The organism is Chromobacterium sp. LK1, from assembly GCF_001043555.1.
GTDB classification, from domain to species: Bacteria; Pseudomonadota; Gammaproteobacteria; order Burkholderiales; family Chromobacteriaceae; genus Chromobacterium; species Chromobacterium aquaticum.
The window spans coordinates 203,707-219,808 of the sequence record NZ_LDUI01000030.1 but is presented as its reverse complement, the minus strand read 5'-3'; the positions used below and the strand labels follow the sequence as shown (position 1 = coordinate 219,808).

Here is a 16,102-nt window from a genome sequence, read left to right as displayed (position 1 = left end):
GATAACATAATGAAAATCTATCACTTCACTGAAGCCTCTGCACAGGAATTACTGATTTCAAATTATCGCAGCAGCACCCTGATACCATTTCTAGGAGCCGGATTTACAAAAGATATGCGCTGTAAACGAGGCAAAACTCCCGATGGAAATGAACTCAAGAAAATCTTGAAGGATATTCTTGCCCGCCACAATCCAGAAGAGGCATCTGAGATTGAAGAAATTGATGATCTAAGAAGCATATTTTCCCTTTTTGAAAACTCAGAATCAATCTCAAGCGACATACGGAAAAACACATTATTAAATTTATTCTCTCAAGTAAAATTAGACGATATCAGAAAAAAGATTCTCTCTCTTGGCTGGAGAAATATAATAACCCTCAACATTGATGATGCAATTGAAAAGCATTCACACACTGATTACAACAAAATATCTCCATCTGACAAAATCTCAATGGAGAGAGTAAAAAGTAAAAAAAATATAATAAAATTACATGGCTGCATAACTGAATATGACAAAAACGAAGACAGTCAATTAATATTTACATGGCGGAGTTATGTCCACAATATAAGAACCCAAAACTCCATCTTAGAATATCTTGAAAACCTAGCAAGAGAGCAGGCTTTTATTTTTATAGGCTGCAGCCTTGATGGAGAAATAGATTTAATTCCAATAGGACTAAAAGGCCATTTGGAAAAATCCATATACATAACAAAAAACAAGCCATCACTATCAATTAAACTTAAACTTAAGGAATATGGAATTGGGCATGTTGTTTATTTTGACAGCTACGATCAAATATACAGTGAAATATTCAACACAATTGGAGAAGTTGAAGTAGAAGACACCGTAACAGAATATCATATAGATTATCTGCCAACAATAAAAGATGCAATTAATACAATAGAACACATAGCCAATGGAGGGCCACATCACAAAACCACAACTGAAAGCAATATAAGTTATGAAATTCTTCTGAGACCTGGATATGTTATAGAACGCGACGCTGAGCGTGAAATTCTCAACAATATTTATAGCTCAAAGATTATTGCAATAACTGGTAGACGATTTTCAGGAAAAACAACGACCCTAATACATTTGTATGAAAAAATAAAACAATACCAAACATACATATTTTCATCCCACCACCCATTCAATCCAAACTTAACTAGGCTAATAAGAACGGTTAGCAATTCCCTATTTATGTTTGACACCAACTACATCCCAAGATCCATGATGAGAGATGTTGTCAGGGAGATTTCCAGATCAAAAAATAAAGCCATTTTTGTTTTCAATAACCATGACAAAGACTCTCTTCTTGAAGTAATGTCCGACGACGAGATCAACTGTGTACAGTTTGATATGAAATCAAGATTATCAGCAGAGGAAATGGACAAGTTAAATGTAAACATGAACACAGTCGGCATACAACGAATTGAAGAAGGCATGACCATTCTAACATTTGCTTACAATACACACGAAGTATACAAGTCAAGCTCTAAAAGTTCATCATTATTTGATTTCAAAACACCAGACAGTTCAACGTACAAAGCATTAATACTTACCGAGCTCGAATCAAAGCTTGATTTAGACATAACAAATAAATGCCTAGGAAAATATTTTAATACAGACCAATTTATCAAATCAAACCCACTACTATTTGATTTGGAGTGGCACTCCGGAATACGCCACATAGTCTGTAACTCTACACAAATAGCGCTTCGAATACTTTCTAAATTTTCGAAAGAAAACATCACCTCTTCGGCAAAGATAATATCAGAATTAGCGGTCAGTCTAAAAGAAGGTGGATATATCGACACAGCAGACAAGCTAATTAGTTTTGACTTTTTAAACTCAACATTCTCATGGGAAAGCAGTGGAAATGCACGCCTAATAAAGCTTATCTATGAACAATTATCTTCGGCATTCGGTCAGAAAAATCATTACTGGCTTCAACGAGCGAAGTGTGAGCTTAGGTCATCCAACAAACTGGCCGATATTGACAACGGCATAATATGGGCAAAAAAAGTACGGAGTGAAAATACCTTGATGAAGAACAAGACCTATTACAGCGCTACACTAACGATGGCGCAACTATATGGAAAAAAAGTTGTTCTACTATCGAAATTATCTCAAGATATTAATCGGGATATTTTAAATGGCGTAATCGATTACTACTCAGAATCAATAAGCAATTACATGAACAACAAAGGCCATATTGATGACATATCAAAGAAATTTAGAGAAGGGAGAAGTGAAATATCAAAATCTTTCGAGATATTGAGAAAAAATCCCATTTCTTTGGAAAGAGTCGCCGACATTAATGCTGTGACAACATTCCTATCTAATAAACGTTGAGAATTAAAAAAATGGCAGATTGGACAGAATCTGTGAAGCCCAAAATTTACCACGCAATAAAATCAATCAATTAAATTGGAATCCGCTTCGCGGATACATTTTTGACATGCCGGCTCCGCCCTGAAAATGGGCAAGGGGATTGCACTGCCAATCCCCTTGCAGCCCCAGCCCACCCCTACAGTGCTGCGAAACCCCGTCTTTCAAACCAGCCTCGGGGAGCCACCAGAACTACATGCGTGCGAATCTTTGATTCGCTCAGCGGTACGACGTCAAACAACCAGCAGCTTAAAACCCCGAGTCTGGCTTGAAGGCCGGCTTGCGCTGAAGGGAGTTGCTGGCAAATTGGCTCGATTACACTTCTAAGCTTATAATTCAGCATCCGTAGACCATAAATACTTCCCACAATCATCAACCCAGACTAAATCACCCTCTATCCAAGCATGCGTCTTTGATACTCCATCACAGTCGTATGGCAGTACAGTCAAAAATTGATCATCATCAAACTCATCATCATCAGGCCAGCAGCTCTCCATCATCTTAAGAACAAGATTAAAATCTTGAACAATCTCAGATCGACAGCCCCATTTAACTAGGTTTGAATCAAAAAATAAGCGTAAGATGTAAAGAACTATTTCTCTTTTTTTTCCATACTTAGGGTTGATTCAATCTGACACCAAACAGCAGCAACACCCATTCCATAGGCATTTTCATGAAATTCATTAAGCTGCGCTTTTAACCTCTCGCGCTCATGCACCAACAACACTCTCACACCTCTCCTGCAGAGTCATGGCTAACCAAAAGTCCAGTTCCAAATGACGACACTTCCATAATCGCCACTGTCTCAGATTGATAGATGTAAGTTTTGAATCCAACGGCAAGAACATCATCAATACAGCTTATAACTTTTGAAACACACGAAGCTGGAATTTCCAAAATGGGAACAGCAGCATCATCCCAACAAATATAAAGCCTTCCACTTTCCGTATTGAATTCATCCAACAGCTCCCTGGCCTCCCCTCTCTTCGAGAGGTGCCCATCGCCAACTTGAAGACTGCCGGATACTGAAAACCGAAAATTCTTTTCAATATCATAAAAAATAACTTCCGCATCGCTAGCACTTACAACCTTCGCATCACTACCCAAAGCTTGCAGACATTCGGAAAATAAAACTGACATAACCATCTCCAAAGCCAAGTTACTGTCCATTCTACCTGAATGAATTGCTACCAAGCAGCGTCGCTGCTAGATTGATCAATGGTGCTCAACACACCTCCGTTAGCGGTGGCCCACGCCCGAAAGCCGTGGTTGTTCAACACGCCCATACATTGCACCCAACGCGCCCTTGCGCTCGCAATGCTTGGTCGGGCAAGCCGTTTGGAGATATCGCTATGGATGCTCGTCTTATCGTTTCCCCTCCCCTAACTCATTCTCCCCACCGCCTATCACATGCCTGCTTGCGACTGCGCGCCGCGTATCGTCTTGCGTTTTTGGCGGTGCCGCTTGCACGCTTCACTGGGGAGGCCCGGCCATGAATGCCACCATCGATCAGCAGATGAATACGCCGCTACGGCTGGATTTCGCCAAGGATTTGTCCATGCGGGTGCTGCGGCGGCCGGAGGGGTTCTGGTTTGTCGCAGCGGAGGTGGCTGCGTCCATGAAGCTGGAGGTAAAGGATTTGCAGCAGGCCCTGGGCGAGCCGCTGGGACAATCCTTCCGCCTGGCGGATGGGGCGGAGCCGGTGCTGTGCCTGTCCGAAAGCGAGTTGGACGAGGTGTTCCGCCGCATCAAGAAGCCAGGCGCGCGACGGCTGCGGCGCTGGTGGCTGGAGGAAACCCGCCCAGCCTTGCTGCATCAGGCCGGCGCGGCCAGCACCGCGGAAACCCTGCACCTGGCGCTCGCCCTCGCCGCGGAGGCGGCGCAACAGGTCAGCCGCGCGGTGTTGGACACCGTGCTGCGCGAACCCGGCCCGTGGCTGCATTCACGCTGGGTGCTGACGCTGGATTACGCGCCCAACAACAAGCAGCGCTGGCCGCACGGCAGGCTGATCGGCTTGAACAGCAGCGTCTCCACCCTCAGCGGCCTGGCGGAGCTGATCGCCCCGCCCGGCAAGATGCCTGTCACTAACGTGGAGTTGCTCAAGCTGGCCACCGCCTGCCAACGGCGTCTGGCGGAGCGCATAGAGAGTTAGAGCGGCTAATCGCGCAGCGTAATAAGAACCTGTTTACGATCTGCTGCGCGTCGGCGATACGGCGTTGAAAACGTCTTCGAAATGCTCATGTACCGCTTGTACATTCCGCTTTCTCAGCCATTTTCGCCTTGTCTCGCCTTAGCTCGCGAGATCGTAAACAGGTTCTAAGAAACACCGCTTCAGTGTTGCGAAGCGGTGTTTTCATTCCATGCCTTACCAGATATCTAGGAATGTGTGGCGATTCATGTGGGCTTGCTTACCTTGCCAGCGATAAGTAAACCGCCACCACTCCCAGCAATGAAGCTGCCATTACCGGTGCATAATGCAAGATGCGCGCTTTTATCGTTCGTGAGGCGTCACCAATCTTTTCGAGTATCGACAAGCGCTGCTCAAACGCGCCAATCAATGCCCGCTGCTCAACATCAACTCGCTGCAACTGGGTGATCTGTCCACTGAGCTGTTCCAGTCCAGCCTTCACCGCATTGTCTCGCTCAGTCAACATCCGCACCTGCTCGGCTAAGTCAGCGCACTTAGCTTCCAATACATCCACGCGACCAGCCAGCACCCGATTGTAGCTGTCAGAAGCTTCCAGTCGATCTGTCACGACCTGCGCCTCCCGCTCAAGCTCAGTAATGCGCCTACTGTCAGAGGTCTGAAGCTGCGCGAGTTGATCTGTCCGATCAGCGTGGGCTTTCGCGGAGCCTTCCATTTCCTGAATACGCTCGGTTGCCACTTTCTGGCTCTCGCCCTGAATGGCCAACTGTGTGCTCACCAACTGATCATTACATTCCTTTTCCTCACGCCATGCTTCGCAGTCGATCATGCGCAGCTCAAGGCTATCAACCATTTCTTGCTGTTGGATCTGGTCGAACACCTGCTTTTGCAGCTGGGTAAGAAAGTCTTTGACCACCACTTTCTGATTACTATCAAGTGTGCGGGTGTCTGCGGTCACCATTGCAATCTTTTTGACCAGCGCTTCATTGAATGCATGAAGGACTTGGTTTTTCTGGGTCATGACCTTGAGCACAACCTGCACCACCTTCTGGGTGATGGAGAGACTAGCGCCCAATCCCTGTACCAGGATGGCCAACTCCTTGTCCGTACCACCCGACAACCCCGAGGTCACTTGGCCCCACCAGCCCCGGCTCTCCAGATTACTCATCAGTGCGCCAACCTTTTCTTTGACGTCTGAGCTCTGCTTTGCTGCCAATCCTATGTCTCGCACGGCGTCTTCTAGGTCGCGCGTGAAGTCCATGATGTCTTGGCGGTTTACCACGGTCAAAGTGCCGCTCGCGCGTGACGATAAAACTGGAGAATGGTCTGGCTTGGTATGCATGTTCATAGGAGTGCTTTCTCGCATCAGGAGCGGTCCATATGCAAGGAGAAGGGGTCGATCGGCTGGATGGGCTCATGGATCGATAACGTGCGGGTATAGGCTTCCATTTGCGCGAAGACCTTCAACTCTGACCCAATATACTCGCCCAGATCGCCAATCATCGTAAGTTCGTTTTCGGCCACGATGATGAGCTGTTCGCACGCAGCGCGCTCGGTCTCCAGCTGCTCCACATAGCCGCATTTGAAAGCAATCACCGCATCGATGATCCGAGTGACAAAGCCCTGCAGGGCGTGAGTGGAAATGCCAAAGCCAATGGCCGTGACTGCGGCCGAAATATAAGGCGAGAATGGCGCCAAGGCTCCTCCTGTCTGCGCCACCAGCCACTTTTCCAATATCAAATCGAGTGAATCCCAGATCATTAATGAGCCGCTGACAATGACAGTTTCACTGACTTTACGGACAAGCTCCTCACGGGATATCGTCTGCGCACCTTTGTAGAGCTGCCAGCCATTATTGGCTAGATCGAAGATATTGCGCGCCAGGTTGTAGATCTGGCTGATGGTCTTAGACAGCGCATTGACGATGAACTCAACAATCCCGCGCAACAGTTGCAGTGGGTTTTCCAGCACATTGCGCAACACGGTGAAAATCTTCTTGAGCATGCGGTCCACGCGCACCTTGATCTTGTCAACGCCGCCACGCAGCACGTCCACCAGTTCGTCCTTGATAGCCTTGATTGCAGTGGTGGTCAGTCGCTCGAAGATGTCATAGCCAACGTTCTTGAAGGCCTCACCGGCCGCACCGGCCACAAGGGTGGCGGTCGTACCCGAAGCGTCCTTCATCTTCTTGGCCTCTTGGTTGCTACGGGACCCCTGTTCCTTTGCCAGCTCATCCTTTTTGTTTTTAAGCATGCCATCGTCCAATGCTTGATCTCGCATGGCGGCTTCGTCGGGGGAAAGATTCTTATCGGTCTTACGCACCCCCTCGAACTGAGCGAAGTTCTCCTTGATCAGATGAGCTTCCAATGCAGCAGCCGTCTCTTTGGAGTCCATGACGATGAATTTGACGGTGCAGCCAGCCTCCATCTCATCAGCCAGTTTGTAACGCTCAGCATCGGGCCGCTGCCCCTGCTTGTATTCGTTGAAGTGGCCGGCGTTCCAACGTGCCTGCATGTTGTCGCTGTCGCCCACATACACGGGCTTATCGTTGTGATCGAACACGACGTAGACGCCTGGGGTATTGGGCATCTTGTCCTTGAAGTCATCCGGTCGTTGACCGTCTCGTATCGTAAACTGACCGTCAAAACTAATGGTTGCCAGAGATGAAATGCCATGCGTTAAACTCTTTTGGATCATCTCCTTCCATGCTTGCCCTCGATTTGCAACCTGCATGGCGGACTGGGCCGAGCTGGCCTTTAATGCTTCTTTAGCCTCGGCGCCAAAATCGACTTGATTGGCATTGGGTTTAGCATTGCGCTTATTGCGATAACCTGCCACCAGCTTGCGGGTCATGTTTTCTATAGCACGATCAACAATCAAGTTGGCCATCGGCGGCAGAGTCGCCAGGACTGCATCCTGATCGCTCGCACTCGGTAGATGGGCAGCATGCTTATTGGTAGACATAAATCATCCCTGAATTATTTGGTTCCCTTGATCCACGGCTAATGCGGGCCAGGAAGCGAGGGGGGTCTAGCTTTGCCCCACTCGATAAACACCCTTGCGGCCCAGTTGCAAAGCAACAACCACGATAGCACCGGCGGCGAGACAGGTTGCGTTGGTCAGCAAAAATGTAAACGGTGAAATTGTGTGGTTTATCAACGAACACGACCGGTTGCGATTGCACGAAAAATTTCATCAACTTGTTACCCGTGCATCACAATTACCACAGAATCTGGCATCTACAGCGAGGGGCATTCTAAACCTTGGATTCTAATGCTCAGTGCTACTGAGAATGAGGGGACGTCGCCAAAGCATGAAATCCTGCTTTGCAGAAAGAAAAGGCCCTGCGACCGCAAGGCTTTTTCATCGCATCGCAAACTAGCCGTGTGTTCCCTTAATAGAGATTTTAGCAAGTGCTCGCTGCGCCACCAAAGCCGGGGCAGTCCTGTAGCGATAGCTCCATGGCAGCAGACATATGATCATATTGCGGCAGGAAACAGCTTGTTCATGAATACAGAATCGCCACTGCCTGTGACCAGCAGTTGATTCGTGGATCGCGTCGCGGCGATATAGAACAACCGCGCCTCCTGTTCGAGTTCGGCTTCTTTGGTAGACAGCAACCCCACTCCAGGAATTGCCACAAACGGATACTCCAATCCCTTGCTAGCATGCATGGTCAGCACCGTTACAGCGTCTGCAGTTGGCGAATAAGATTTTTTATCGCGCTGTTGCCACTGGTGCGGAATTTTGGCGCGTACCAGCGCCTCAACGCAGGCTTGCCCCACAGACCAAGTACGGTAAACAATCGCCATGTCTTGCCATGCAACCCCTTGTTGGTAGGCTTGAGTCATATGGCGAGCAATTTCAGCAGCTTCATCCTTGATCGACGGCAACTTGATTAACTGAGGCGGCGGGCCGCCTCGTCCACAACTGATTGGTCGAATCAGTGGCACACCATCGTCATCCGTCGCCTTCGGGTCCAAAATGTCCTTGGCAATCAATGCGGCCAATTCAAGAACCTGCCGGGTGTTGCGGTAGTTGACTTTCAGAATCGTTGTGCGGCCTTGGGCTTGCACTCCAACACTCTTGAAGCTGAAACCACGATGGCTTGATCGTTTGAAGATAGATTGGGCATCGTCATATAAAACGAGCAGATGATTGCTCTCCGGTGACACCATCTGAACCACAAGCTTGAACCAGCTCGGCTCAAAGTCATGCCCCTCGTCAATAAGAATCGCACTGTACTGACTGGGTGGAATGAAGCCACGATCAACACTGTTGATCACCTGCTGAACAAGCGCAGGAAAAAAGTCATTTCCTTTCTCCTCTGGCCGGGGCTGGTTGTATGTTTTTAGTTGATCTGAGCACCAACCATGAAAATGGCGAACAGAGACTTTATTAGACAAACCTTTCATATCCATCCAGCTTTTCAGCTGCTTAGCCAGCGGCTCGCTGAAACAGAGGATCAGCACAGGCTTCTCTGACATGCCTGCGAGATACTCTGCGCGATAGCCCAGAATCATCGTCTTGCCTGAGCCGGCAACGCCGTGGATGACGCGGTGCCCATCGCCCAAACTACGGGCGAGCTGCTCTTGTTGAACATCCATTACGGCCATAATGTCTGGCAATTCCAGCTCATCCGCAAACAACTCTTGCTGCTTGGTTGGTACACGAACTTCCGGGAACAGAATCCAGCGAATCCGGTCGATCTGTGGCAGTGTCAACTTGTCCCGGAACTGAAACCTGAACATTTGCCACAAGAGCTTCTGGAACCGTTCAATGTCGACGGACTCGGTCATCTCGTCCGAGCAGATCACCCTTGTCGGATCAATGGCATGGTCCAGCAAGCCCTCGGTAAACTGCTTGCGTGAGATGTTGGGAAACACCACGCCAAACGTCCACGGAAATCGTAGTTTTCCCTGATGTGGGTGTCCTTGTGGATGAACAAGCTGCGGATCTCGTTCGAGGGCATTGATAATCCCAACAGTATATCGCCTGGCCTGTTCAAGTGGATTCGCCACCGATTTGGGGCCATGAGTACCCAGAATGTCCCAGTCCCCAGGAGAGGCTTTTACGATGGTACTTGGCTTCCAATCTTTGACTTCAAGGACAAGTAGGCCGTGCTGCGGATGCAGAATGACAAAGTCAGGATACTCCTGCATCGATGTGATGCGCACGTCGTACCAAATCTTGTAGTCGTCATCCAGCTTCTGCTCAAGCCGTTCGGCAAAACGTCGTTCTCCCGGCCACATTCTTCCAACGCATGAAGAGAGCGAGGGAGCGATGACTGCTTTTGCCATGATGTTGGGTTCACGAATGGTTAACCCATCGATTATAACACATTGGCATTTTATTGTAATGAAATGCTTGTGTTTGGCGTGTTGGTCTTAGAGCCTGTTCAAAGTCTCGCGGGCAAGAGCGAGACAAGGCGAAAATGGCTGAAGAAACGGAGCGTACATACGGTACATGAGCATTTCGAAGTTGTTTTTAAAGCCGCAGCGCTGTAGCGCAGCAGATTCTGAGGTTGGGCTGTCCCGCCTACCCGCTCCTGCCCCATGGCCACATTAGTCGACATAGAAACGTCTTATTTTTAATAAATTAAGTTGTTTTTTTCATCGTCCTGTGCTTCTATGCGTTGACGGCTCCCTGGGTCAACGCCGCGGCTTGACTCGCGCGTCGTCAAACCAGATGTTTGTGCTCAAGGATTGTTACTGCGCAGGCAGGCAAAACCTGATGACTTGGCTTCACCCAGCCGTCAGGTTTTTTGCTTTCTGGATACGCGATATGAAAATCAGCAAAATCTTGAATAACAATGCGGCCCTCGTATTGAACGAACAGCATCAGGAACTGGTGGCCATGGGCCGCGGCGTGGGGTTTCAAAAGCGGCCGGGAGACGCGCTGGATCCGGCGCTGGTCGAAAAAATCTTCGCCTTGCAAAACCACGAGTTGATGTCTCGCTTGAGCGAGGTCTTGAGCGGCATTCCCGCCGAGGAGATGGCGGTCTGCAACGACATCCTCAAACTGGCGAAGAAACAATTGGGCAGACTGCCCGACGAGGTCTACCTGGCCTTGCTGGATCATTGCCATTTCGCGATTGAGCGCCAGCGCCAGGGCATTGCCCTGCACAATGCGCTGCAATGGGAGATGCGCAGGCTCTACCCGACGGAGTTCGCCCTTGGCTTGCAAGCGCTGGAGCTGATCGAGCAACAGCTGGGGCTGAGCCTGCCGGAGGATGAGGCCGGCTTCATCGCCTGGCATTTGGCGAATGCGCAATTGAACAGCGAGGCTTCGGAAATGCAGGCCATTAACCAGCTGATGCGGCAGATTCTGCGCATCGTCAAAGACCAGCAAGGGCTGGAGCTGGACGAGCAGGCGCTGAACTACCACCGCTTCATCGCCCACCTGAAATTTTTTGCGCAGCGCGTGTTGTCGCAACAGCAGCTACAAGCGGGAGACCCCAGCCTGCACGCGGCGGTGAAAGCCAGTTATCCGCGGGCATGGCTCAACGCGGAGTGTGTTGGCGGCTTTATTTGGGAGCAGTACCAGAGGGCGCTGGAACCGGACGAGCTGATGTTCCTCGCCATCCACATCAGCCGTTTATAAAGCAGAGCTTTACTCGCCGGCTGGCTTGAGCAGCCGAAGCATCATCAGGATTGTTACTGTCTAGAACAGGCAAAACCTGGCCACGCCTCCCCATTGCGGGTGGCGCGGCCAGGTTTTTTTTTGAGCGTTCGCTCGCCACATGGAGGGAAGCAATGGACACACTCGCCAAGCAAATCGTCACCGGGGTTGGCGGCAAGGACAATATTCTGAGCCTGGTGCATTGCGCCACCCGTCTGCGCTTCAAGTTGCGCGATTCCGGGCGGGTGGACGCCAAAACCCTGAACCGCCTGCCCGATGTGCTCATGGCGCAGGAAAGCGGCGGGCAATTCCAGGTGGTGATCGGCAACCGTGTCGCCGAGGTCTATCAAGCCATCTGCCAAGTCACCGGGCTGGATGACGAGATTCCGCCGGCCGGCACCGCGGTGAAGGAAGGCGTGCTCAGCCGCTTCATTGATGTGGTGTCCGCCATTTTCACGCCCACCTTGGGCATCCTGGCCGCTTCCGGCATCCTCAAAGGCTTGTTGTCGCTGGCGCTGGTGAATGAATGGATCAGCGAAACCAGCGGCACTTATTTATTGTTGTTCGTGGCCAGCGATGCCTTGTTTTATTTCTTCCCCTTGGCCTTGGGCTATACCGCCGGCAAGAAATTTGGCGGCAACCCTTTCACCGCGATGGCGCTGGGCGGCGCGCTCACTCATCCGCTGTCCATCGGCGCGTTCAATGCCGCGCAGCAGGCCGGCGCCTTGCCGCTGGATTTTATCGGCATTCCCATCGTGTTCATCAATTACAGTTCTTCGGTGATTCCCATCATTCTTGCCGCCTGGGTCAGCAGCCATCTTGAGCGCCGCTGCAACCGCCTCCTGCCCGCGGCGGTCAAGAATTTCCTGACCCCGCTACTGTGCTTGTGCCTGATCGCGCCCATGACTTTCCTGCTGATCGGCCCGGTCGCCACCTGGCTGGGCCGCTTGCTGGCGGAGGGGTTTCAAACCCTCTACGGCCTGGCGCCGATGTTGGCCGGCGCGGCGCTGGGCGGCTTGTGGCAGGTGTTGGTGATCTTTGGCCTGCACTGGGGCCTGGTGCCGCTGATGTACAACAACTTGAGCCTGCTGGGCTATGACACCATGGGCGCGCTCTTGCTGCCGGCGGTGATGGGGCAAGTGGGCGCTACGCTGGGGGTTTTCCTGCGCACCCGCGATGCGCGCATGAAGTCCTTGGCCGGCTCGGCGGCCACCTCGGGGCTATTCGGCATTACCGAACCCGCCATCTACGGGGTGACCTTGCCGGCCAAGCGCCCCTTCCTGTTTGGCTGCATCAGCGGCGCCTTGGGCGGCTTGATGCTGGGTTACGCGCGCAGCAGCGTCTATTCGCCCAATCTGCCCAGCATTTTTACCTTCTCCCAAACGATTCCGCCCACTGGTGTCGATTTCTCCGTTTGGGGCGCGATTGCCGGCAGCCTGCTGGCGGCGGGCCTCGCCGCGCTGCTCACCTTCTGGTTTGGCCTGCCCAAAGCCGCCGTTGCCGCCGCGACAGCGGATGAGGCCGTTGCGGACACGGCGTCCCATCAAGTCTTGTCCCCGCTGCACGGCCTGACGCGACCGCTCGGCAGCGTGACGGACCCCGCCTTCGCCAGCGGCATCTTGGGCCAGGGCGTGGCCATTCTGCCGCTAAGCGGCCGGGTGGTGGCGCCGTTCAGCGGTCGGGTCGAATCCCTGTCCTACTCTGGCCACGTCCTGGTCCTCGTCGCCGACGACGGCACTGAAATGCTGATCCATGTCGGCATCCATACCGCCAAGCTCGATGGCAGCCACTTCCGCGCGCAAGTGCAAAGCGGCGACTTGATCGCGGCCGGCGATGTGCTGCTGGAGTTCGACCACGCCGCCATGGCCGGGGCCGGCTTCGATACCACCTGCCTTGTGCTGATCTGCAACCCCGGCGGCGCTCAAGTGCGGCCCATTCCCTCGGACACGGTGGCGGAGTTGGCGCCGCTGCTGGCCGTCAGTCCTCAACCATCGCATCAGGAGAGTAGAGATGACCTTGTTTCCCGCTGATTTTCTTTGGGGCGGCGCCTTGGCCGCCAATCAGGCCGAAGGCGCTTACCTGGCCGACGGCAAGGGCTTGTCCACATCGGACTTGCAGCCGCAGGGGATTTTTGGCCCCATCGTCAAGCGCGCTGCCGGCGACAGCAGCCTCAAGGATCAGGCGATAGACTTTTATCATCGCTATCCGGAGGATATCGCCCTGTTCGCGGAGATGGGCTTTGGCTGCCTGCGGGTATCCATCGCCTGGAGCCGCATCTTCCCCCAAGGCGATGAGCACGCGCCCAACGAGGCCGGGCTGGCGTTTTATGATCGCCTGTTCGGCGAGATGGCCAAGCACGGCATTCAGCCGCTGGTCACGCTATCGCATTATGAAATGCCTTATGCGCTGACCCAGCGCCACGGCGGCTGGGGCAGCCGCCGCACCATCGCCTTTTTCGAGCATTACGCGCGCACGGTGTTCACCCGCTATCGCGACCAGGTCAAATACTGGCTGACCTTCAATGAAATCAATATGGCGCTGCACGCGCCGTTCACCGGCGTCGGCTTGCCGCCGGATAGCGGCAAGCAAGCCATCTACCAAGCCATCCATCACCAATTGGTGGCCAGCGCGCGCGCGGTGAAAGCCTGCCATGAGCTGGTGCCGGATGCCCGGATCGGCAATATGCTGCTGGGCGACATCGTTTATCCGCTCAGTTGCCGGCCGGATGACCAATTGGCCAGTCAGAAACAAAACCGCGGCTGGCTGTTTTTTGGCGATGTGCAGGCGCGCGGCGCTTACCCGGCCTATATGCGGCGCTTCTTCCGCGACGAGGGCATCGCGCTGGACATCCGCGCCTCTGACCATGAAGACCTGCTCGCCACGGTGGACTTCATCTCCTTCAGCTATTACATGTCCGGCTGCGCCTCGGCCGACCCGGCCTTGGCGGCACAGGCCGGCGGCGTGCTGGGCATGGTGCCCAATCCTCACCTGCCCAGTTCCGACTGGGGCTGGCAGATCGATCCGCAGGGCCTGCGCTATCTGCTCAACCTGCTGTACGACCGCTACCAGAAACCGCTGTTCATCGTGGAGAACGGCCTGGGCGCGCGCGATGAAGTCACGGCGGACGGCCGCGTCCACGACCCCTACCGCATCCAATACCTCAACGATCATCTGCTGCAAGTGGCCGAAGCGCTGGACGATGGCGTGCCCCTCCTCGGCTACACCAGTTGGGGGCCCATCGACCTGGTCAGCGCTTCCAAGGCGGAAATGTCCAAGCGCTACGGCTTCATCCATGTCGACCGCGACGACCAAGGCCAAGGCAGCCTGGAGCGGCGGCGCAAGGACAGCTTTTACTGGTACCGCGATGTGATCCGCAGCCGGGGACAGACGCTGAAGCCGGCCGGCTAATCGCAGGAACGAGAACATTCGCGGCCTGCCGACGGCAGGCCGAAGCACCAAGGGCGCTGCCATAGGCCAGGGGCGGGCTTTGCCCGCGCCTGGGCAGCCGCCGGAATCATTGGGAGAGAATCATGCGCTTCGCTTTTTTCACTGCCATGTGGTCTTCGCCACGGATTTTGAGTCTGATCTTTGGCGCTTTGCTGTACACCGCGGCCCTCGCGGAAAATAGCCGCTGGAACGGCGCCGCGCTGGGTTTCGAAGCGCCGGCCGGCGATCTGTTCAGCAGCCGCCTCGGGCTGCGCCAGGCCTTGCAAGCCCATGGCTTCGAATACCAGCTGGCCCATGTCAGCCAAACCGCCTACAACGCCAAAGGCGGTTACAACACGGACAAGAAAGCCGAATACATCGACCAGTTTTCGCTGACTTTCAGCCAAAGCCTGGCGGCGATGACTGGCATGCCCAATGCCGCGATCGAGGGCAATATCGTCAACCGCAACCATGACAACAACCTGACCAGTTCACGGCTGCAAGATCCGCGCGTCGGCTTCAACGATCTGGCGCAGGAAAGCTGGGGCGGCCAGTCCATTACCCGGCTGGGTTGGCTGAATTTCCGGAACAGCTGGCTCGACGGCCGCTTGCAGTGGCGGATAGGCTTGATGAACAAGGTGCAGGACTTCGATCAGATCATTCCCTGCGACTTCCAGATGCTCAGCCTGTGCGGCGGCAAGTCGGCGGATTCCGGCACTTGGTATAACTGGAACGTGCATTACTGGGGCAGCACCGTGCAGTATCGGCTCACGCCGGAACTGACCCTCTTGGCCGGCGTGCTGGAGCAAAACCCGCAAGCGCCGTCGCGCGGCCACGCCTGGAGCGTGTCCACCGACGGCAGCCGGGGCTTGCTGCTGCCATTGGAAGCCGAGTGGCGCACCCGCCGCTTCGGCCTGCCCGGTATTTACAGCCTGGGCCTGCTGTACACCAATGCCAAGCAAGCCGATCTCTATCTCGGCCAGTCCGGCGGCCCCGGCGCGCTGGACCCCGGGGGTTATCGCCACTACCGCGACACTTGGTTCCTATATACCGGCTTCAACCAGCAACTGAACCGCCACGCCGATAACGCCAACCGGGGGCTAAGCCTGGCCTGGAGCCTGGGTTTGGCGGACCAGCGCAGCAATAAGTCGCGCTATTCCACCTCGCTGGCCTTGCGCTATCGCGGCCTGTTTGACGCCCGGCCAAACGACTGGCTGGCGCTGGGCGTCGCCAAAATGCAAGGCAGCGCCAATTTTCGGCGCAGCCAGCAGTTCCTGAACCTGCATGGCGGCGTCGAGGACCATGGCGATCCACGTTACGCGCCGCTGCCGGAATCCTCGGTGAATGCGGAGCTGTATTACCGTTTCAAGCTGGCGCCATGGCTGGAGTTGCAACCCTTGATCCAGTATTGGGGACGCCCCGGCGGCCTGTCCCAAACTTCAGACGCCTGGGTGCTGGGCCTGAAAACCGCGGTCAATTTCTAAGAACCTGTTCAAAGTCTGTTGCGCTGCGGCGGGA

11 protein-coding genes are annotated in these 16,102 nt (G+C 53.4%); 6 read left to right on the top strand and 5 right to left on the bottom strand.

Features of this window, described 5'->3' with window-relative positions; genetic code table 11:
• The first annotated feature begins 9 nt into the window (after positions 1 to 9).
• Positions 10 to 2,355: an SIR2 family protein gene (locus VI26_RS23915; RefSeq protein ID WP_197081469.1), complete on the top strand. Its 2,346-nt coding sequence runs from the start codon at positions 10 to 12 to the stop codon at positions 2,353 to 2,355.
• 628 nt (positions 2,356 to 2,983) lie between these two features.
• Here VI26_RS23915 and VI26_RS25155 read toward each other — a convergent pair.
• Complete coding sequence (locus tag VI26_RS25155; protein ID WP_255360812.1) at positions 2,984 to 3,118, bottom strand: hypothetical protein; 135 nt, start codon at positions 3,116 to 3,118, stop codon at positions 2,984 to 2,986.
• Positions 3,119 to 3,120: 2 nt separating this feature from the next.
• A complete protein-coding gene (locus VI26_RS24590) occupies positions 3,121 to 3,561 on the bottom strand; it encodes a hypothetical protein (RefSeq protein ID WP_197081468.1) in 441 nt (146 codons plus the stop codon).
• A gap of 322 nt (positions 3,562 to 3,883) precedes the next feature.
• On the opposite strand from VI26_RS24590, the gene VI26_RS13920 reads away from it, so the two are divergent.
• Positions 3,884 to 4,543 (top strand): hypothetical protein, encoded by a 660-nt coding sequence (locus VI26_RS13920; RefSeq protein ID WP_048410336.1) that lies wholly within the window; start codon positions 3,884 to 3,886, stop codon positions 4,541 to 4,543.
• A 256-nt stretch (positions 4,544 to 4,799) separates the two neighbouring features.
• Here VI26_RS13920 and VI26_RS13915 read toward each other — a convergent pair whose 3' ends face one another.
• From VI26_RS13915 to VI26_RS13905, 3 genes are all read right to left on the bottom strand, one after another.
• The gene (locus VI26_RS13915) at positions 4,800 to 5,885 is read right to left on the bottom strand and encodes a hypothetical protein (protein ID WP_048410335.1); all 1,086 of its coding nucleotides are present in this window, start codon (positions 5,883 to 5,885) and stop codon (positions 4,800 to 4,802) included.
• A gap of 17 nt (positions 5,886 to 5,902) precedes the next feature.
• Positions 5,903 to 7,501: a GIY-YIG nuclease family protein gene (locus VI26_RS13910; RefSeq protein WP_082151067.1), complete on the bottom strand. Its 1,599-nt coding sequence runs from the start codon at positions 7,499 to 7,501 to the stop codon at positions 5,903 to 5,905.
• Between the two features lie 515 nt (positions 7,502 to 8,016).
• Positions 8,017 to 9,837 (bottom strand): DEAD/DEAH box helicase, encoded by a 1,821-nt coding sequence (locus tag VI26_RS13905; protein WP_197081467.1) that lies wholly within the window; start codon positions 9,835 to 9,837, stop codon positions 8,017 to 8,019.
• Positions 9,838 to 10,321: 484 nt separating this feature from the next.
• On the opposite strand from VI26_RS13905, the gene licT reads away from it, so the two are divergent.
• From licT to VI26_RS13885, 4 genes are all read left to right on the top strand, one after another.
• Entirely contained in the window at positions 10,322 to 11,140 is an 819-nt protein-coding gene (gene licT, locus VI26_RS13900) for a BglG family transcription antiterminator LicT (protein ID WP_048410332.1), read from the top strand.
• Positions 11,141 to 11,292: 152 nt separating this feature from the next.
• Entirely contained in the window at positions 11,293 to 13,188 is a 1,896-nt protein-coding gene (locus tag VI26_RS13895; RefSeq protein ID WP_048410331.1) for a beta-glucoside-specific PTS transporter subunit IIABC, read from the top strand.
• Positions 13,169 to 14,566, top strand: coding sequence for a glycoside hydrolase family 1 protein (locus VI26_RS13890; protein ID WP_048410330.1), 1,398 nt, complete (start codon positions 13,169 to 13,171; stop codon positions 14,564 to 14,566). The genes VI26_RS13895 and VI26_RS13890 overlap by 20 nt, the downstream gene beginning before the upstream one ends.
• Positions 14,567 to 14,688: 122 nt before the next feature.
• Entirely contained in the window at positions 14,689 to 16,068 is a 1,380-nt protein-coding gene (locus tag VI26_RS13885; RefSeq protein ID WP_197081466.1) for a carbohydrate porin, read from the top strand.
• The last annotated feature ends 34 nt before the right edge of the window (positions 16,069 to 16,102 follow it).